The 18755-nt window shown below is 68.9% G+C and carries 16 protein-coding genes; 11 read left to right on the top strand and 5 right to left on the bottom strand.

Annotated features, from left to right (window positions below; translation table 11 throughout):
* Positions 1–20: 20 nt before the first annotated feature.
* From ACMGFH_RS17635 to ACMGFH_RS17615, 5 genes are all read left to right on the top strand, one after another.
* Positions 21–848, top strand: a complete 828-nt coding sequence (locus ACMGFH_RS17635) for a class I SAM-dependent methyltransferase (RefSeq protein WP_415379784.1) — start codon at positions 21–23, stop codon at positions 846–848.
* Positions 849–958: 110 nt separating this feature from the next.
* Positions 959–2584, top strand: a complete 1626-nt coding sequence (locus tag ACMGFH_RS17630; RefSeq protein WP_415379783.1) for a potassium channel family protein — start codon at positions 959–961, stop codon at positions 2582–2584.
* 107 nt (positions 2585–2691) lie between these two features.
* Complete coding sequence (gene lipA, locus ACMGFH_RS17625; RefSeq protein ID WP_415379782.1) at positions 2692–3621, top strand: lipoyl synthase; 930 nt, start codon at positions 2692–2694, stop codon at positions 3619–3621.
* Between the two features lie 108 nt (positions 3622–3729).
* Entirely contained in the window at positions 3730–4467 is a 738-nt protein-coding gene (locus tag ACMGFH_RS17620) for a 2-phosphosulfolactate phosphatase (RefSeq protein ID WP_415379780.1), read from the top strand.
* Positions 4467–5243 carry a PHP domain-containing protein gene (locus ACMGFH_RS17615; RefSeq protein WP_415379779.1) on the top strand — a complete coding sequence of 259 codons (777 nt, stop codon included), beginning with the start codon at positions 4467–4469 and terminating at the stop codon, positions 5241–5243. The genes ACMGFH_RS17620 and ACMGFH_RS17615 overlap by 1 nt, the downstream gene beginning before the upstream one ends.
* Before the next feature lie 14 nt (positions 5244–5257).
* On the opposite strand, the gene ACMGFH_RS17610 is transcribed toward ACMGFH_RS17615, so the two are convergent.
* Genes ACMGFH_RS17610 through ACMGFH_RS17600 form a run of 3 tightly spaced genes read right to left on the bottom strand, consistent with a single transcriptional unit; the run spans position 5258 to position 8878 of the window.
* Complete coding sequence (locus ACMGFH_RS17610; protein ID WP_415379777.1) at positions 5258–6217, bottom strand: energy-coupling factor transporter transmembrane component T family protein; 960 nt, start codon at positions 6215–6217, stop codon at positions 5258–5260.
* Positions 6214–7995: an ABC transporter ATP-binding protein gene (locus ACMGFH_RS17605; protein WP_415379776.1), complete on the bottom strand. Its 1782-nt coding sequence runs from the start codon at positions 7993–7995 to the stop codon at positions 6214–6216. Before ACMGFH_RS17605 ends, ACMGFH_RS17610 begins: the two co-directional genes overlap by 4 nt.
* Before the next feature lie 19 nt (positions 7996–8014).
* Positions 8015–8878: a hypothetical protein gene (locus ACMGFH_RS17600; protein ID WP_415379775.1), complete on the bottom strand. Its 864-nt coding sequence runs from the start codon at positions 8876–8878 to the stop codon at positions 8015–8017.
* Between the two features lie 381 nt (positions 8879–9259).
* Between ACMGFH_RS17600 and pdhA the strand changes: the two genes are divergently transcribed.
* The 6 genes from pdhA to ACMGFH_RS17570 all read left to right on the top strand — a co-directional run bounded on the left by pdhA (position 9260) and on the right by ACMGFH_RS17570 (position 17590).
* Positions 9260–10363, top strand: a complete 1104-nt coding sequence (gene pdhA, locus ACMGFH_RS17595) for a pyruvate dehydrogenase (acetyl-transferring) E1 component subunit alpha (RefSeq protein WP_415379774.1) — start codon at positions 9260–9262, stop codon at positions 10361–10363.
* 2 nt (positions 10364–10365) lie between these two features.
* On the top strand, positions 10366–11391 hold the full coding sequence (locus ACMGFH_RS17590; RefSeq protein ID WP_415379773.1) for an alpha-ketoacid dehydrogenase subunit beta: 1026 nt from the start codon (positions 10366–10368) through the stop codon (positions 11389–11391).
* A gap of 3 nt (positions 11392–11394) precedes the next feature.
* Entirely contained in the window at positions 11395–13083 is a 1689-nt protein-coding gene (locus ACMGFH_RS17585) for a dihydrolipoamide acetyltransferase family protein (RefSeq protein ID WP_415379772.1), read from the top strand.
* 68 nt (positions 13084–13151) lie between these two features.
* Positions 13152–14576, top strand: a complete 1425-nt coding sequence (lpdA, locus tag ACMGFH_RS17580; RefSeq protein WP_415379771.1) for a dihydrolipoyl dehydrogenase — start codon at positions 13152–13154, stop codon at positions 14574–14576.
* A 150-nt stretch (positions 14577–14726) separates the two neighbouring features.
* Positions 14727–16724 (top strand): alpha/beta hydrolase family protein, encoded by a 1998-nt coding sequence (locus ACMGFH_RS17575; protein ID WP_415379770.1) that lies wholly within the window; start codon positions 14727–14729, stop codon positions 16722–16724.
* Between the two features lie 86 nt (positions 16725–16810).
* Positions 16811–17590, top strand: coding sequence for an SDR family NAD(P)-dependent oxidoreductase (locus tag ACMGFH_RS17570; protein WP_415379769.1), 780 nt, complete (start codon positions 16811–16813; stop codon positions 17588–17590).
* Positions 17591–17916: 326 nt separating this feature from the next.
* Here ACMGFH_RS17570 and ACMGFH_RS17565 read toward each other — a convergent pair whose 3' ends face one another.
* Both ACMGFH_RS17565 and ACMGFH_RS17560 read right to left on the bottom strand, forming a co-directional pair.
* The gene (locus tag ACMGFH_RS17565) at positions 17917–18459 is read right to left on the bottom strand and encodes a hypothetical protein (protein WP_415379768.1); all 543 of its coding nucleotides are present in this window, start codon (positions 18457–18459) and stop codon (positions 17917–17919) included.
* A gap of 2 nt (positions 18460–18461) precedes the next feature.
* Complete coding sequence (locus ACMGFH_RS17560) at positions 18462–18710, bottom strand: hypothetical protein (protein WP_415379767.1); 249 nt, start codon at positions 18708–18710, stop codon at positions 18462–18464.
* Positions 18711–18755 lie beyond the last annotated feature (45 nt).

Genomic DNA, 18755 nt, shown 5'->3' with positions numbered 1-18755 from the left:
CGACACTACCCGACCGTTCCATGGACGACCCGGTGACCTACTACGACGAACACGACGAGGCCGAGTGGGACCGGCTGACCGCGACCCTCCACGGTCGTCTGGAGTGGGAGGGGTCCGTCGATCAGTTGGAAGACGGACTGCCCGAGAGCGGGCGAGTTCTCGACGTCGGCGGCGGCGCCGGTCGCTACGCCGTCTGGCTCGCTGAACGAGGCTACCACGTGACGCTCGTCGACCCCAGCGCGGGCCAGCGCGAACTCGCCCGCGAGAAAATCGCCGAGCGGGACCTCGGTGACGGGGTGACCATCCGGCCCGGCGACGTCCGGGACCTCGACTTCGACCGGGACACCTTCGACGCGACGTTGTGTCTCGGCGGCCCGCTCTCACACGTCCTCGACGCCGACGAGCGAGCGACCGCCGCGCGGGAGCTCCGCCGGGTGACCGCTCCTGGAAGTCCGGTCTTCGCCTCGGTGATGGGGCGGCTCCATTGGCTGGTCCTCTACCTGGCCGCCGGGACGGAGCACCTCGCGCACGCGGCCGAACTCGCCGAGTCGGGCGACTACGACCGCGCGTTCGTCGACCGTATCGACTACGACTCGGCGTTCACCGAGACGCACTTCTTCCGCGCCGCCGAGTTCGAGGACCTGCTGGGGGGTGTCGGATTTGACGTCGAGCGATTGGTGGGTCTGGAGGGATTGGCCTCGGTCCTCTCGGCCGGGCCGCTCCGCGACCGGACCGACGACCTCTCCGAACGCCAACTGGCTGGCGTCCGTCGACTCGTTGACGAACTCCGCGACGACCGCACCGTCGCGGATATGTCCGCCCACATGCTCGCCGTCTGTCGCGCGTGAGAGGGCGCTGTCCGGCACCGTGGCCGTCACGGGATCCGCCAGTCGCTTCTGCGAATCGCGAACCGCTGTGGGGGTGGCTATTACTGGCTGGCTCCGTGATGTTAGATAGCATGGATCGGCGAACGCGCCTCACCGTCTACTACCTCGTCCTCGTCGTCGGCGTGCTCTCCGGGTTCGCGGTCCTGTACAACTACGGGATGGCCACGTGGGAGGGACGACCGCAGCCGCTGTATCGGTCGATCGAAGCGGTCGTCCAGACGGTCACCACCGTGGGATACGGCGGCGACGCCCCGTGGTCGAGCCCGCAGATGAACTACCTCGTCTCGCTCATGTCTCTCTCGGGGCTCGTGCTCATCTTCGCGGCGCTCCCGGTGCTCGTCGTGCCGCTCTTCGAGGACGCGTTCAGGTCCAGTGCCCCCTCGTCGGTTCGCGATGTCGACGAGCACGTCGTCCTCTGTGACTACGGGCCCCGTGAGGAGGTCCTCATCGACGAACTCACCGAACGCGGCGTCGAGTACGTCGTCGTCGACGCCGACCGGGCGAGCGCCAACAACCTGTACGCGGCGGGGTACACGGTGATGTTCGGGGACCCCGAGTCGGACGCGGCGCTCCGACGCGCCCGGCTGGAACACGCCGACACGCTGATCGCCAACGTCGACGACGAGGCCAACCCGAGCGTCCTCCTCTCCGCCCGGGCGGTCGGCCCCGACGTCCGGACGGTCAGCCTGGCCGACGACCCGGACGCAGCGGACTATCACCGGTACGCGGGGGCCGACCACGTACTCTCGCCGAAACAGATACTGGGTGAGCAGCTCGCGGCCAAGGTGGTCGGGACGTTCGATCCGGAGTCCATCGAAGCCGTCGAGATCGACGAGGACTTCGACATCGCTGAGTTCCCGCTCCAGAACGGGAGCGAGCTGATCGGCCAGACCATCGACGAGAGCGACGTCGCGGAGCGAACGGGAGCGGTCGTCATCGGGGTGTGGGTCCAGGGAGAGTTCCGGAGTCCACCGCCGCCGGACGCCCGATTCGACGCCCGGAGCGTCCTCGTCGCGACCGGCGGGGAGGCCGAACTCGACCGACTGAAGGAGATGACGCTCTCCGAGGGGCGTCGCCGGCGGGGAGACGTCGTCGTCGCGGGGATGGGCGTCGTCGGACGGGCCGTCACGACCGCGCTCTCGAACGGCGGGTTCCAGTACACGACTATCGACGTCGCGGCGGGCTCGACCGTCGACGTGGTCGGCGACGCGACCGATCGAGAGATCCTCCAGGAGGCGGGTATCGCCGACGCCGCCACCGTCGTCCTCGCGCTGCCGGACGATACGGCGACGGTCTTCGCGACGTTCGCTATCCGCGAGCTGAACCCTGGCATCGAGATCATCGCCCAGGCGAACGAACACGAGAACGTGTCGAAGCTGTATCGCGCCGGCGCGGACTCCGTGCTCTCGCTCTCGGCTGTCAGCGGACGGATGCTCGCGTCGATCGTCCTCGGCGAGGAGGTCCTCTCGTCGGGAACGCAGCTCAAACTCGTCCGGACGACGGCCCCGGGCGCCGTCGGGAAGTCGCTCGCCGACGCGGACGTTCGGAACCGAACCGGCTGTACCGTGGTCGCCGCCGAACGGGACGGCCGCGTCGTCACCAACCCCGAAGCGTCGTTCGTGATCGAACCCGGTGACGAACTCGTGGTGGCCGGGACCGACGAGAACATCAGTCGGTTCCAGGCGGCGTTCGTCTGACGGTAGCTGCCGGTGGCGACGGGACGGGAATCCGGTATCGGTCGGCGGCGTCTGATACCCGGTCGGACTCCCGCACCCTTTTCAGCGACCGAACCTAACCCTCGCCAATGAGTCGCGCCCGCAAGCCCGAGTGGCTGAAGATGCGACCACCGTCGGGCGAGCGCTTCACGGAGATCAAGCAGTCGCTCCGCGACCGCGATCTCAACACGGTCTGCGAGGAGGCCAACTGCCCGAACCTCGGAGAGTGCTGGAGCGGTCGCGACGGCCCGGGCACGGCGACGTTCATGCTGATGGGCGACACCTGCTCGCGGGGGTGTAACTTCTGCGACGTCGAGACCGGCGGGATGGACCCGCTGGACGAAGACGAACCCGAGCAGGTCGCCGACGCCGTCGCCGAGATCGGCCTCGACTACGTCGTCCTCACCTCCGTCGACCGGGACGACCTGCCGGACCAGGGCGCCGGCCACTTCGCTCGAACTATCGAGGCCATCAAGGACCGCCACCCGGGCATCCTCGTCGAGGCGCTCGTCCCGGATTTCCAGGGCGAGGAGCGACTCGTCCGGCAAGTGCTGGACGCCGAACCGGACGTGTTCGCGCACAACCTCGAGACGGTCGAACGGCTCCAGTGGCCGGTGCGGGACCGCCGGGCGGGCTACGAGCAGTCGCTGTCGGTCCTGCGGCAGGCCGCCGCCGAATCGGCGTCGTACGTCAAGACGAGCCTCATGCTCGGCGTCGGCGAGTACGACCACGAGGTGTACCAGACCCTCGCGGACCTGCGGAGCGTCGGCGTCGACGTGGTGACGCTCGGGCAGTACCTCCAGCCCTCCCGGTCGCATCTGGAGGTCGCCGACTACGTCCACCCCGACGCCTTCGACACCTGGCAGCGCGTCGCCGAGGAGGAACTGGGCTTTCTCTACTGCGCGTCCGGTCCGATGGTCAGGTCGTCGTACCGCGCCGGCGAGCTGTTCGTCGACGCCGTCCTGCGGGACGGCGAGAGCGTCGAGCGGGCGCGGGCCGAGGCGCGGGCCGGCGACTAAACGGACGCGCCGCCGGATCGCGAGCCGTCAATATCGCTCCCTACCGGACGGGATCCGACAATAGCACTCTTAGTCAGGGTCTTCCCTCCGCTCCGCGCCGACTGGCGTATGCGTTCGCTCGCGGACCCCGACCTCGAAGCACAGCTCACAGACCGCATCCTGCCGTCGCGCGCCCGCATCCCCGAGGACCCGCCCGCCGGCGACTACGTCGTCATCGACGTGACCCACTTCTCGACGACCGTCGTCGAGTTGTTCGAGAACGGCGCCGAGTACGTCCACGTCACCGAGGAGCGCGGCGACGAGCACGCCTTCGCCGAGGAACACCCCAAGGCGAAGATCGGCGGCGGCTCCAGCGAGGAGTACACCCCCACCGAGGGGTACGACTTCTTCAATTCGCCGACGTGGGTGCAGGACGTCGACGTCACCGGTCGACCGACGGCGCTCACGTCGACCAACGGCGGCGCGGCGGTGACGGATCTCCGACTCGCCAGCGGCGACGACGTCCACGTCTACGTCGGCACCCTCGCTAACGCCCGCGCGGTCGCCGACCACCTCGACGGCGCCGAGAAACCCACGTACCTGGTCGCCGCGGGGTCGAAGGGCAAGCCCTCGCCGGAGGACACCGTCGGCGCCGTCGTCATCGGCCGCCACGTCTACGGCGACTCGCCGACCGACGAGGAGCGCGACCTCTACCGGCAGATCGCGAAGCTCGGCAAGGCGCCGAAGTACGAGCAGAAGGCCGACATCCGGCTGAACGACCTTGTCGAGTACGACCTGCGCTTCAGCGAGAGCGCGGTCGTGCCGAAGCTCGACGGCCAGAAGCTCTACGACGTGGGCAGCGAGTGATGCGCGCCGACCTGCACGCCCACACCACCTACTCCGACGGGTCGCCGCTGCCCGCGATGTGCCGGGCAGCCGAGCGAGCGGGCCTCGACGCGGTCGGCTTCACCGACCACTGCATCGCCGTCGACGACGACTTCGGCCGCCGGGAGCGCTACGACCTCGTCGAGACGTACGAGCGCCGACGCGAGGCGATCGAGCGGGTCCGCCCGCGGACCGACCTCACGGTCTGGGACGCCGCCGAGGTCAGCTACGTCGCGGGCGCCGAGGCGGAGACGGCCGACCTCCTCGCCGCGGCCGACTTCGACTACGCGATCGGAAGCGTCCACTTCGCCGGGGAGTACGACTACACTTCGAGTGCGCAGTACGCCGACGCCTCCGACGCCGAGCGCCGGGCGGTCGTCGAGCGCTACTACGACGCCGTCGTCGCGGCCGTCGAATCGGGGCTGTTCGACGTGCTCGGTCACCTCGACCTGCCCGAGCGGATGGATGCGCTCCGCGGCTACTCCCGCGAGGAAGACTACGAGCGCGTCGCCGCAGTGCTGAGCGAGTCCGCGACCGTCCCGGAGATCAACGCCGGCCGCGTCCACGACTCGCTCGGTCGCGTCCACCCGGATCCCGCGATGCTCGACTGTTTTCTGGACCGGGACGTGCGGTTCGTCCTGGGCTCCGATAGTCACTCACCAGACGAGATCGAACGCCGCGTCCCCGCGCTCCGGACGGTCGCCGACGAACAGGCGATCCCGGTGACGACGTTCGAGCCGGCAGCGGTCGTGAAATAACCGCCGGACGGCCGTCAGGTGAACGCCCAGACGGCCGCGACGAAAAACAGTGAGCCGAAGACGAACGAGACGTCCCGGGTCCGGATCATCATCCCCTCCGTCCGGAGAGCCCGACTCTTCTCGTCGCCGAGCGACCGGGAGAAGCCCTTCGTCTCCATCGCCTCGACGGTGACCCGGGCGCGCTTGGCGACGTTGAATATCAGCGGATAGAACGCCTTCACCGAGAGCTTCAGCAGGTAGTAGTAGTACCGCCACTTGAGAACGCCCGTGTTCTCGGGCACCTGGCTGCGCAGGCGGAAGGAGTTGACCAGGGCGTGGTACTCCTCGACGAGCAGCGGCATCATCCGGTAGCCGTAGGCGATGGCGAAGGTGAGCTGGCGCGGGACGCCCAGTCGGAGCATCCCCTTGGCCAGCTTCTGCGGGCTCATCGCCGAGAAAACGGCGAGGCTGATCACCGAGATGATCGTCAGCTTGAGGAAGAAGGGGACGACGGCGCCGACGGCGTCGATCCCGACCTCCTGACTGGTGAGCGCGGTGTCGACGCCGCGGGCGGTCGCCCCGGCGGCGATCGACCAGACCTCGCCGAAGACGGCGGGGTCGAGCGTCGCGAGCGCCTCGGTGACGCGGCCGGAGTTGTCCCCGAGGTAACTAAACGCCTGGATCGCCCCGCCCATCGCCGGGACCATGACGACGAAGAAGCCGATGTTCGTGACCTGGCCGAACAACAGCAGGGCGAGCAGGTACTTGCTGACCTGCGAGAGCGCCGCGAGGACGAACGCCGCCCCGAGCAAGATCGCGAGCGGGAGCGGGTCGTAGAACAGCCACGGCACGATCATGAACAGGACGCTCCACACCAGGACCACGCGGGGGTCGAACGTGTTCAACAGCGCGCGGTCGTTGTCGTAGGCCGTCCGCATCAGGTCGACCTTGATGTCCGCGATAGAGATGTCGGTGACCGCGTCGACGTACTTCATCGCCCCTCGCCTCCGCGACCCGTCCCGCCGTCTGCGCGGGCTTCGGTCGGCTCGTCCCTGGAGAGGCGCCCGACCAGTGCCTCGGCGGTCAGCGCGGGCGGGTCGACGCCCAGGCGGTCGCTCAGTTCGACGACCTGCGGGCGGCGCAGGCCGGTCCGGGCCAGCAGGTCGGGGTCGTCGAAGACGACGCCCGGCGGGGCGTCGGTGAGCACCTCGCCGTCGCCCATGACGACGACCCGGTCGGCCCAGCCGGCGACCAGTTGCAGGTCGTGCGAGGCGATGACAACTGTCTCGACGCGGCTCTCGGCCTTCCGGAGCATCCCGGTCACCTCGCGCCGGCTCTGCAGGTCGAGACTCCCGGTCGGCTCGTCCAGCAGGACCACCGTCGGGTCGGTCGCGAGGCCGATCCCCAGCGAGGCGCGCCGCTGCTGGCCGAGGCTCAGCAGGCGCCCGTCGCGGTCGGCGAACCCTTCGAGGTCGAGGTAGGAGACGATCTCGTCGACGCGCTCGTCGACGTCCGGGTCGCCGCGGTCCTTCAGGTAGTAGCCGATGTCCTTCCGGACGGTGTCCTCGACGAACATCTCCTCGGGGTTCTGGTGGATGTAGACCGTGTCGTCGGCCAGCGTCTCCGGGAGGGTCTCGCTCGTGTCCTTCCCTAGGACCGTGACCGTCCCCTCGTGGGGGGATTCGAGGCCGGTGATAAGCCGCAACAGCGTCGACTTGCCCGCGCCGTTGGCGCCGACCAGCGCCACCCGGTCGTCCGCGTAGAGTTCGAGGTCCACGCCGTCGAGGACGCGGTTGTACCCCTCGCGGAGCGTCGGGTAGCCGTGGCCGACCCCGTCGAGCGTGACCAGGGGGTCGCCGTCGCCGGCGGCCTTCTCGCGACGTTCGCGCCGCTCGCCGCCGTTGGCAGTGGCCTGCCGGTCGCCCGCGTCGGCAGCAGGGAACGCCGTCGCGGCCTCGTCGACCGTGACGGGGTATCGACCGTCACCCAGTCGGCCCGCTCCGGCCGGCAGGTCGGCGGCGACCCCCGTGACCTGCGGCGGGTGGATGTCGTGGGCCTCCAGGTCGTCGAGTCTGTTGAGGCCGACCTCGACGGACTCCTTCCAGGCGACGCCGCCGTCGGAGACCAGCACCATCTCCTCGCAGTAGTCGGCGATGAACTCCGAGTGGTGCTCGATGACGATCACCGTCTTGTCGTGGTCCTCGTGGAGTCGCCGGAGCTGGTCGTACGTCTCGCGGGCGTTCTGAGGGTCAAGTTGCGCGGCGGGTTCGTCCACGAAGACGAACTCGGGGTCCATCGCGAGCACGCCCGCGAGCGCGACGAGGTGTTGCTGCCCCCCGGACAGTTCCCAGACGAAGCGGTCCGCCAGGTGGTCGAGTCCCACCAGTTCGAGCGCGCGGGTCGCCCGCTCGGCGTAGTCCTCGAGGCCGTAGTTCAGCGGGGCGAACTCCACGTCGTCGCGCACCGTCTCCTGGACGAGCTGGTTCTCGAAGTCCTGGAAGACGTACCCGACGGTCCGCGAGAGTTCCGCCACGTCCGACTCGCGGGTGTCCGTGCCCGCGACGGACACGCGCCCGTCGAACCGACCTTCGAAGAAGTGGGGGATGAGCCCGTTGAACGTCTTGCACAGCGTGGTCTTGCCGCTGCCGTTGCCGCCGACGACGGCGGTGAACTCCCCCGGCTCGATCCGCAGGTTCGCGTCGTGCAACACCGGCTCGTCGCCCCCGGGATACTGGAACGTCAGATCCTCGACGACGATGTCTGATGAACGCATGAAAACGGAATCGCCCGTGTTACGCTCCGCCCTCGACCTTGCGCTGGCGATAGGCGACGAGGCCGAACGCGATCAGGGCCGCGGCGACGATCGGCACGAACAGGAACGTCTGGCCGTAGGTCTCGACGAACTCCGGCGTGAACGTGATGAGGCCACCGCTGGTCTCGCTGAGCGTCTCGACCGCGAACGCCACGGGCAGCAGCCCGACCCACGCGACGAGCCGCTTCAGCGACGAGCGCGTGAACATCGGTCCGTCGCGACCCTCGACGGGACTCATCCCCAGCAGCGGCTCGATCTTCCCGCGCAGGCGCGGGTAGAGGAACAGCGTCGGGACCGCGCCGAAGACGACGCCGGCGACGATGATCTGGATGAACGCCCCCATCCCCTCGGTCGCCCACACCGTCTCGGGGAGCCAGGAGATGGCCTCGAGCTCCTCGACGCCGACGTAGAACTTCCCCACGTCGATGAACCACGCGGCCGTCTCTTCCATGGCCTTCGCGAGGAAGCCGACCGCCGCGATCTGCTTCACGTCGGACGGGTCGGTGATCAGCGACATCGCGAAGAACCAGGACGTGGTGATGACGACGAGCCCCTCAACGGCGCCCAGCGCGCTGAAGTCGCCGATGAGGATCTCGCCGAAGACGATCCCGCCGACCGGGATCGCCAGGCACGCCCAGAACGACCGGAAGAGGAGGACGACCGACATCGCGACGAACCAGAACGGCCCGATCGAGACGCCGAGACCCCCCACCGAGAACTCCGGCAGGAGCTCCGTGATCATGCTCTGCAGACCGTGCAGCGACATGACGAGGATGAACACCATCATGTCCCTGTGGTCGAAGCTGAAGACGCCGCCCGATTCCGTCGATGCGGTCGTTGCCATACGGGCAGCGATCCAGCGACTCGGCCCTTAACCGCTGGTATGAGGGCTATAGCGCCGAATCACCGGATTCAAACCATACGTACCGCCGGGTACGCGACAATAGTGGTATTGAGAGTGATCCGCGATCGCGGGCGGACGGGCAGTCGGTCGTCCGGTGCGCTATAGACGCCCCATCGAGGGGATACCTACGAAGGCAGCCCGATCGTCGAATGGACGAGTGTCCACTCATGTTGCACATCACGCCCCGCTTCCCGACGACATCGGGCCATCACGTACGATTTCGTCCACCGCGCCCGGCAAGATTGGGATGCAACGTAAGCTATTTACGAAAATCCTTAAGCCGACAGCCCCGCTTGGTTCGGGTATGTTTCGGAGGGTTCTATGAGCACTTTACAGCGCGACCCGGAGGACCGGGTCCAGATCCTCGACGAGGAGGGACAGGTCCGGGACGGCGCGACCGTTCCGGACCTGCCCGACGAGACGTTCGTCGAGATGTACCGGGAGATGAAGCTGGCCCGGCACTTCGACCAGCGGGCGGTGAGCCTGCAGCGCCAGGGGCGGATGGGCACGTATCCCCCGCTGTCGGGCCAGGAGGGGGCCCAGATCGGCAGCGTCCACGCATTGGCCGACGACGACTGGCTGTTCCCGAGCTACCGTGAGCACGCGGCGATGCTCCACAAGGGGCTCTCCTTGCAGCAGACGCTGCTGTACTGGATGGGCCACGAGGAGGGCAACGTCCGGGAGGACGAGAACATCTTCTCGGTCGCCGTGCCCATCGCGACGCAGATTCCCCACGCCACCGGGGCCGCGTGGGCGTCGAAGCTCAAAGACGAGAGCAAGGCATTCCTCTGTTACTTCGGCGACGGCGCCACGTCGGAGGGCGACTTCCACGAAGGGCTGAACTTCGCGGGCGTGTTCGACGTGCCCGCGGTGTTCTTCTGCAACAACAACCAGTGGGCCATCTCGGTTCCCCGCGAGCGCCAGACCCGGAGCGCGACGCTCGCCCAGAAGGCCGACGCCTACGGCTTCGAGGGCGTGCAGGTCGACGGGATGGACCCGCTCGCAGTGTACCAGGTGACCAAAGCCGCCGTCGAGAAGGCCAAACACCCCAATCCCGACGAGCTGCGACCGACGCTGATCGAGGCGGTGCAGTACCGCTACGGCGCCCACACCACCGCCGACGACCCCTCGGTCTATCGCGACGAGGCCGAGGTGCAGGAGTGGCGCGCGAAGGACCCCATCCCGCGGATGGAGGCGTTCCTGCGCGACCGGGGCGTGCTCGACGACGAGCGCGTCGACGCCATCCAGAGCGAGGTCGAGGAGGCGGTGGCGGACGCGATCTCGGGCGCCGAGGGCGTCAAGCGGCCCGACCCGTCGGAGATGTTCGCACACGTCTACGAGGGGATGCCCAAGCGGCTGGACGAACAGATCGACTACCTGCAGCGACTGCGCGAGCGACACGGCGACGAGGCGCTCCTGGAGTAATCATGAGCCAGACCACCGACACCGAGGACGAGGCGGACGCATCGAGCGGCGAGACGGAGAGTCTGACCCTTGTACAGGCGGTCCGCGACGGCCTGCAGACTGAGATGGCACGGGACGACCGCGTCATCGTGATGGGCGAGGACGTGGGCGAGAACGGCGGCGTCTTCCGCGCCACCGAGGGACTGCTCGACGAGTTCGGCGAGGACCGCGTGGTCGACACGCCGCTCGCCGAATCTGGCATCGTCGGCACCGCCATCGGCATGGCCGCCTACGGCCTGCGCCCGGTGCCCGAGATCCAGTTCATGGGGTTCATCTACCCCGCGTTCGACCAGATCGTCTCGCACGCGGCGCGCCTGCGGACGCGCTCGCGCGGCGAGTTCACCTGCCCGCTCGTGATCCGGGCGCCCTACGGCGGGGGCATCCGCGCGCCGGAGCACCACTCCGAATCGAAGGAGGCCTTCTTCGTCCACGAACCCGGTCTCAAGGTCGTCATCCCGAGCACGCCCTACGACGCGAAGGGGCTGCTCGCCTCGGCGATCCGTGACCCCGACCCGGTGATCTTCCTCGAACCGAAACTGATCTACCGGGCGTTCCGCGAGGACGTACCGGAGGACGAGTACGCCGTCCCGCTCGGCGAAGCGGCAGTCCGCCGCGAGGGCGAGGACGTCTCCGTGTTCACCTGGGGTGCCATGACCCGGCCGACGATGGAGGCTGCCGAGAACCTCGCCGGCGAGATCGACGTCGAGGTCGTCGACCTGCGGACGCTCTCGCCGCTGGACGAGGAGGCCATCGTCGAGTCGTTCAAGAAGACCGGTCGCGCCGCGGTCGTCCACGAAGCGCCCAAGACGGGCGGGCTCGCCGGGGAGATCACGGCGACGATTCAGGAAGAGGCGCTGCTGTACCAGGAAGCGCCCATCGAACGGATCACCGGCTTCGACGTACCCTACCCGCTATACGCGCTGGAGGACTACTACCTGCCCGAACCGGAGCGCATCGAAGACGGCATCAGGGACGCCTTCGAGTTCTGACGCATGGTCCGCGAGTTCAAGCTGCCGGACGTGGGCGAGGGCGTCGCCGAGGGCGAGCTGCTGGAGTGGCACGTGGAGCCCGGTGACGCAGTCACGGAGGACCAGGTCGTCGCCGACGTGGAGACCGACAAGGCCGTCGTCGACGTCCCCTCACCCGTCAACGGCACCGTCCGCGAGTTGCTCGCCGAGCCCGGCGAGGTGGTCCCCGTCGGCACGGTGATCATCACCTTCGACGTCGAGGGGGAACCAGTAGCGGACAGCGAGCAGGACGCCACCGCCGACACGGAGACTGAGGCCGTCTCCGACGAGTCGGGCGACGAATCGGCCGGCGACGCGGCCGCGTCGTCCGTGAACGGCCAGGGCGGCCGAATCTTCGCCGCGCCGAGCGCACGGCGAGTCGCCCGCGAACTCGGCGTCGACATCGCCGCGATCGACGGCTCCGGTCCGGGAGGTCGCGTCACCGAAGCTGACGTGCGGACCGCGGCCGAGAGTGGCGATGCGAGTGCGGACGCCGAGAGTAGCGAGGGCGACGACGGAGGCAAACAGCTGAAATCCGCCGTCAGTCGGATCGGTGACGACGAGAGCGGGGGGTCCGCCGGAGACGGCCAGTCGGAGGACAGCGGCGGGCTGAAATCCGCCGTTTCGCGTATCGACGACGGCGACGCAGGCGAGTCGGCGGGCGCAGGCGCCGGCAGCGCGGGCGCCGCGGCCCGGACCATCGAGGCGGCCGGGCGCGACAGGACGCTGGCAGCGCCGGCCACACGGAGCGTTGCGGACGAACTCGGCGTCGACATCGACGACGTGCCGACCGACGAGATGCGCGACGGCGAGCCCTACGTCGACGAGGCGGCCGTCCGTGAGTACGCGGAGGGTCAGCAGCGGGCGCAGGAGGCCGACGCCGAGGCGCTCGCCGAGGCTGAGAGCGACGGCGAAGCGGGGCCACCGACGACGACGGCAGAGAGCGGCGCCGGACCCGACGCCGTCGCGGCCGCGGAGGGTGACCGCCGCGAGCCCTACCGGGGCGTCCGCAAGACCATCGGACAGGCGATGGAGCGCTCGAAATTCACCGCGCCCCACGTCACCCACCACGACAAGGTCGACGCGACGGCGCTGGTCGAGCTGCGGGAGAAGCTCAAACCGCGCGCCGAAGAGCGCGGCGTGAAGCTGACCTACATGCCGTTCGTGATGAAGGCCGTCGCCGCCGCGCTGGCCGAGCACCCGGTTCTCAACACGCAACTCGACGAGGAGAACGACGAGATCGTCTTCAAGTCCGAACACAACGTCGGCGTCGCGACCGCGACCGACGCCGGGCTGATGGTCCCGGTCGTGAAAGACGTCGACGGGAAGGGCCTGCTCCAGTTGGCCTCGGAGACGAACGAACTCGTCTCGAAGGCCCGCGAGCGGTCGATCGCCCGCGAGGAGATGCAGGGCGGCACGTTCACGATCACCAACTTCGGCGCCATCGGCGGCGAGTACGCCACGCCGATCATCAACTACCCCGAGACGGCCATTCTCGGATTAGGCGCCATCGAGGAGCGGCCGATGGCGGTCGACGGCGAAGTGGTAGCGCGGGACGTACTGACTCTCTCGCTGTCGATCGACCACCGCGTCGTCGACGGCGCCGACGCCGCTCGGTTCGTCAACACGCTGAAGGAGTACCTCGCAGACCCGACGCTGCTGTTGCTGGAGTAGGCGGCGGACGTCTCACGGGCGCGTCGCCACACCCGCCTCTTTTTACCGGGGCACTCCTCTCTCCGACAATGGTCGTCGGAGACGTCACTACTGGAACCGACGTACTGGTCATCGGCGCGGGACCGGGCGGCTACGTCGCCGCCATCCGCGCCGGGCAACTCGATCTGGACGTCACGCTCGTCGAGAAAGACGCCTACGGAGGGACCTGCCTGAACCACGGCTGTATCCCGTCGAAGGCGATGATCTCGGCGACGGACGTGGCCCACGACGCCGGCCACGCCGAGGAGATGGGTATCTACGCCGACCCCGCGGTCGACCTGCAGGGCATGGTCGAGTGGAAAGACGGCGTCGTCGACCAGCTCACCGGCGGCGTCGAGAAGCTCTGCAAGGCCAACGGCGTGAACCTCGTCGAGGGTCGCGCGGAGTTCGCCGGCGAGAACAAGGCCCGCATCGTCCACGGCGGCGAGGGCCAGGGCTCGGAGACCATCGAGTTCGAGCACGCCATCGTCTCGACCGGCTCGAAACCCATCGAGGTACCGGGTTTCGAGTTCGACGGCGAGCACGTCCTCTCCTCGCGGCAGGCGCTCGCGCTCGACGCCGTTCCCCAGAGCATGGTCGTCGTCGGCGGCGGCTACATCGGCATGGAACTCTCGACGGTCTACCAGAAGCTCGGCTGCGACGTGACCGTCGTGGAGATGCTCGACGACGTCCTCCCCGGCTACGAGGACGACGTCTCGCGCGTGGTCCGCGAGCGCGCCGAGGACCTCGGCGTCGACTTCTACTTCGGGCAGGCTGCCCAGGACTGGGAAGAGGCCGGCGACGGCATCACGGTCCGCACCGAAAACGAGGACGGCGATATCGAGGAGTTCGGCGCCGAGACGTGCCTCGTCGCCGTCGGTCGCCGACCCGTCACGGACACCCTCGAACTCGACGCCGTCGGGCTGGAACCGAACGAGGACGGCTTCCTGGAAACCGACCACGAGGCCCGCACGGACGTCGAGCACGTCTTCGCCGTGGGCGACGTGGCCGGCGAGCCGATGCTCGCGCACAAGGCCAGCGCCGAGGGCGAGGTCGCCGCCGAAGTCATCGCCGGCGAACCGTCCGCGCTCGACCATCAGGCCATCCCCGCCGCGGTGTTCACCGACCCCGAGATCGGCACCGTCGGGATGACCGAGAGCGAGGCCGAGGAGGCCGGCTTCGACCCGCTCGTCGGCGAGTTCCCGCTGCGGGCGAACGGCCGCGCGCTCACCCACGGCGAGGACGAGGGATTCGTCCGCGTCGTCGCCGACGTCGACAGCGAGTTCGTCCTCGGCGCGCAGGTCGTCGCGCCCGAGGCCTCGGAACTCGTCGCCGAACTCGCCCTCGCCGTCGAGATGGGGGCGCAACTCGAAGACGTGGCCGCGACGGTCCACACCCACCCCACCCTCTCCGAGGCCGTCCGCGAGGCCTGCGCCAACGCGCTCGGCGAAGCCATCCACACGCTGAATCGGTGACCTGCGGATCCCGCTGACCGCTGTTTCTGCCGCGATCTGTCGGTCAGGGCGCGCTGTCGTCACATTCCGAAATTCCGTCCGTCGCTGCGCGCCACGCCGTGACACCCCTGAACAATCCTTATGTGCGCGTCGAGCGACCGCTCAGGATGTATGGACGGGTTCGGCGACGCCGTCGACGGGTACTTCGACGTCGAGGACCAGCTGTCGCGCTATCTCCTCCGACGGGCGGAAGCGCGACTCGGGAGCAGCGGCGGGACCGGGACCCTGGACGACGTCGAGTCGCGGGCCGACGCCGAGACCCACCGAGAGCGGGTCCGCTCGTTCCTGACGGCGAGTATCGGCGGCCTCCCCGACCGGCCTGCCGACCTGGGCGTCGAGACCACCGACCGCCGCGAGCGCGAGGGGTACGGCGTCGAGTGCGTGACGTTCGAGAGTCGCCCGGACTACCACGTGACTGCGAACTGCTACGTGCCCGACGGCGACGGGCCGCACCCGGGGATCCTCTTCCTCTGCGGACACGCCGGACCGGCCAGAGAAGACGAGTGGAACCAGCGAGCGTGCATCGACCTCGCGGAAAACGGGTTCGTCGTGCTCGTCGTCGACCCGCTCGGACAGGGGGAACGCCGGCAGTACGAGGACCTGGACCACGACGACGCGAAAGTCAGCGGTGGCGGTGGGGTCTTCCCGCACAGCTACGCCGGCCAGAAGTGCTTCTACGCCGGAACGAATCTCGCTCGGTACGTGATCCACGACGACCGGTGCGCTCTCGATTACCTCTGCGGGCGCCCCGACGTCGACGAGGAAAGGATCGGCGTCACCGGGACCTCTGGCGGTGGCCTGCAGACGATCTATCTCTCTCTGCTCGACGACCGGGTCGACGCCGCCGCGCCCTGCTGTTCGGTCTCGGAACGGTACGAGCAACTGAAAACCGGGAACCGGACGCACGCCGAGCAGGCGCTCGTCGGCAGCGTCGACCGCGGAATCGATTACGATGACCTCCTCGCCGCCCTGGCGCCGCTCCCACTCCGCGTCGGCGCGGCGGCCCATGACCGATACTTCCCCATCGAAGGCGTCCACGACGCGTTCGACCGCGTCCGTGACGTCTACGCCTGCTACGACGCCGAAGACGAGGTCGACCTGACCGTCGCCGACGCGCCGCACTGCGCCGTGTGGGAGTTTCGCGACGACGTGTTCGAGTGGCTGTGCGACCGCCTCGACGCCGGCGAGTACCGCCCCGTCCGCGACCTGGCACCGCTCGACGAGTCCGCGGTGCGCTGCACCGAATCGGGGAACGTCCTCGACGAATACGCCGACGAACGGACGATTGACGAGGTGATAGCGGCCCACGTCACGGCGAGGTATCCCGACGGGGGGGCGAGCCCGCGGGTCGACGACGGCGGTGATTACGGCGAGCAACTGCGAGCGACCGTCACCGAGCGCTTCGACCTCGACAGAGAGGCCTGTGACCTGCATCCGCGGGTCGTCCACCGAACGACGGAGGACGGCGTGGCCGTCGAGCGCGTCTGGTTCAGGACCGAGCGAGACCCGGACGCCGTCGTCGCTGGCGTTCTGGCATCGGATCCCGAGACCGACCCGGAGTCGCCAGCGGTCGTCCTGTTCGACCGCGGGACCGCGGAACTCCCGGAGCGGAGCGAGGCGGTCGCCTCGCTCGCGGAGGCGTACGGAGCGGTGCTGGTGTTCGACCCGCGCGGCGTCGGCGCCGTGCGCAACCGGACCATCCCGGTTCCGTCCTGGGCGGACGACTACTACGGGACGTTCGGCACCGAGTTCAAGTTCGCCAACGACGCGTTGCTGCTGGACACGTCGCTCCTGGCGATGCGCGTCTTCGACGTGCTCCGGGCCGCTGACGTTCTCCGCTCGGAGACCGGCGCCGCGCAGGTCTCGTTCGTCGGCGAGGGGGTCGGGAGCTACCACGCCCTGTACGCGGCGGCCGTCGCGGAGAACGTCGCCCGCGTCGAACTCTCGGACCTCGGACCGAGTTTCTACGAGATGGCGACGCGCCGGGCGGTCCCGTTCGACTCACGGCTCACCGTCGCCGACGTGATCGGTGACTGTGACCTGCCTCACCTCCTGGCGGCGCTCGAACAGCGTGGCATCCCCGTCGACCGGGGAGCCAGCGAGCGGTAGCCACGCCGACCTGGTTTTCCCGCCATCGCGAACCCGAAATCGGCCGCGAAACGAACCACCAAGTCCCACCGCGCCGACTGGGAGATATGCCACTCGAGTACTCCCACACGCCGGTCACGGTCGAGGGGAAGACCGCGGTCCTGATCGGTGCGACGAGCGGGATCGGTCGGGCCATCGCTCTGGGCTTCGCCGAGGAGGGCGCGGACGTCGTCGCCACCTCTCGCGACGAAGACCGCGTCGCCCGAACCGCCGACGAACTCCGCGAGCGCGGCGCCGAGACGCTCGAAGTGACCTGCGACGCTACCGAGCGCGCGGACATCACTGCGCTCCGCGACGCGGTCGAAGCCGAGTTCGGGTCCGTCGACGTCCTCGTCTACGCGCCGAGCTACATCGCCCGCAAGCCCATCGACGAGGTCACCGACGACCAGTGGGACGACGTCTTCGACGTGCAACTGAAGGGTGCCTACCGGGCGACGCAGATCTTCGCCGAGGCGATGGACGAAGGGTCGATCCTCCACGTCGCGTCGGCGTCGGCCGAGAGCGCGATCCCGAATCTCGCGGCCTATTCGGTGGCGAAGGGCGGGCTCGACACGCTCGTCCGCGTCGCCGCGGAGGAGCTCGGCCCGGCGATCCGGGTCAACGCCGTGCGGCCGGGCTTTATCGTCAGCGAGCAGACGCAGGGGACCTACACCGAGGGCGAGCCGCGCTTCGAGACCATCACAGACCGGACGACCCAGGAGCGGCTGGGTCGGCCCGAGGAGATCGCGGGCGCGGCGATCTACCTGGCGAGCGACGCCGCCAGCTACACGACCGGCGAGATCGTCACCGTCGACGACGGATTTCTCTCGGCGACGTTCGAAGAATAGGGAGACGCGACCGAAGGGAGCGTCTCCGAAATCCGAACGGGGAGCGAAGCGACCCGTGAGGAGTAGCGTGGTTCGACCGCAGGGAGAACCACGTTATGGCGAACGGGGTCCTGTCGAACGAAGTGAGACAGGGCTCGGGAGACGAGCGGAGCGAGTCTCCCGGTGACCGCAGGGAGCCGTGAGTAGCGTGGTCCAAAGGCAGTGAGGACCACGGATACCGAGCGGGGTCCTGTCGAACGAAGTGAGACAGGGCTCGGGAGACGAGCGGAGCGAGTCTCCCGGTGACCGCAGGGAACCGCGAGGAGTAGCGTCGTTCGACGCCCTCCTCAAGAGGCCGCGAACTCCACCGCGCCCGCGGCGTCCGGCGACCGCATCGTATCGAGCAGTTCGCCCACGTCCGAGCCGGTCAGCAGGACCCCCACGAGGCCGACGAACAGCGCGAGCGGGTTGCCGGTCGCCAGCGCCCACGCGGCGGGGACGAATCCCAGCAGGACGCCGGGCGCCGCGATGCCGGCGAGATACGCCGAGCGGCGGATCGGCCCGTCCGGGCGGACAGAGACCCGCACGGGGTCGATACCACCGGGGAACAGCGACATCTCGGCCGTCACGTCGCGCCACGACCCCTCGCCGAGCAGCGCGTAGGCGGCGGCGTGGACGGCGCCGTGGAGACCGACGACGCCGGCCATCACGGCGAACTGGAGCCACTCGCCGCGGGGACCGAGCATCGCCGCGTAGTCGAGGTAGCGGTCGAGTCCGTAGACGGCCAGGTAGGCGCCGGCGAACGCGGCGGCGACGGCGACGGGTACCGCCACCGCCCGGACCGTCCCCCACTCCGTGTCGTCGCACTCGGGGTCGGGGTCGGCGTACATGGTCACCCACACATTCCGGCGTAGCCGCGGCGGCGCAGCAACGCCAGGAGCGCCAGTTGCCCGTACAGCAGCGCGAGCGCGATCGGGAGGAGCGCCAGCGCCGTGAGGGTGTCCGACAGCGGGAGGAGTTCGGCGATCTCGAGGCCGACGACGACCGTGATCGCACCGATGTACAGTAGCGGCGACGCCGTCATCGACTTCGCTTCGGCGATCAGGCTCGGCTCACCTGAGTCGGGACTGTTCACGGACATACGAGGATCTACGACCGGCGCTCACTTCAGCGCTCGGCGAACGAG

Origin of the sequence: Halosimplex rarum, from assembly GCF_047715405.1 — an archaeon.
In the GTDB taxonomy this organism is placed as follows: Archaea; Halobacteriota; Halobacteria; order Halobacteriales; family Haloarculaceae; genus Halosimplex; species Halosimplex rarum.
This window is presented reverse-complemented; position numbering and strand designations above follow the sequence as displayed.

Coding starts and splice junctions, on each gene's coding strand:
- ACMGFH_RS17565 (WP_415379768.1), bottom strand. CDS start 18,459: ATGTACGCCGACCCCGACCCCGAGTGCGACGACACGGAGTGGGGGACG.
- ACMGFH_RS17620 (WP_415379780.1), top strand. CDS start 3,730: ATGCGTTCGCTCGCGGACCCCGACCTCGAAGCACAGCTCACAGACCGC.
- ACMGFH_RS17600 (WP_415379775.1), bottom strand. CDS start 8,878: ATGGCAACGACCGCATCGACGGAATCGGGCGGCGTCTTCAGCTTCGAC.
- lpdA (WP_415379771.1), top strand. CDS start 13,152: ATGGTCGTCGGAGACGTCACTACTGGAACCGACGTACTGGTCATCGGC.
- ACMGFH_RS17560 (WP_415379767.1), bottom strand. CDS start 18,710: ATGTCCGTGAACAGTCCCGACTCAGGTGAGCCGAGCCTGATCGCCGAA.
- lipA (WP_415379782.1), top strand. CDS start 2,692: ATGAGTCGCGCCCGCAAGCCCGAGTGGCTGAAGATGCGACCACCGTCG.
- ACMGFH_RS17605 (WP_415379776.1), bottom strand. CDS start 7,995: ATGCGTTCATCAGACATCGTCGTCGAGGATCTGACGTTCCAGTATCCC.
- pdhA (WP_415379774.1), top strand. CDS start 9,260: ATGAGCACTTTACAGCGCGACCCGGAGGACCGGGTCCAGATCCTCGAC.
- ACMGFH_RS17590 (WP_415379773.1), top strand. CDS start 10,366: ATGAGCCAGACCACCGACACCGAGGACGAGGCGGACGCATCGAGCGGC.
- ACMGFH_RS17610 (WP_415379777.1), bottom strand. CDS start 6,217: ATGAAGTACGTCGACGCGGTCACCGACATCTCTATCGCGGACATCAAG.
- ACMGFH_RS17585 (WP_415379772.1), top strand. CDS start 11,395: ATGGTCCGCGAGTTCAAGCTGCCGGACGTGGGCGAGGGCGTCGCCGAG.
- ACMGFH_RS17570 (WP_415379769.1), top strand. CDS start 16,811: ATGCCACTCGAGTACTCCCACACGCCGGTCACGGTCGAGGGGAAGACC.
- ACMGFH_RS17635 (WP_415379784.1), top strand. CDS start 21: ATGGACGACCCGGTGACCTACTACGACGAACACGACGAGGCCGAGTGG.
- ACMGFH_RS17615 (WP_415379779.1), top strand. CDS start 4,467: ATGCGCGCCGACCTGCACGCCCACACCACCTACTCCGACGGGTCGCCG.
- ACMGFH_RS17630 (WP_415379783.1), top strand. CDS start 959: ATGGATCGGCGAACGCGCCTCACCGTCTACTACCTCGTCCTCGTCGTC.
- ACMGFH_RS17575 (WP_415379770.1), top strand. CDS start 14,727: ATGGACGGGTTCGGCGACGCCGTCGACGGGTACTTCGACGTCGAGGAC.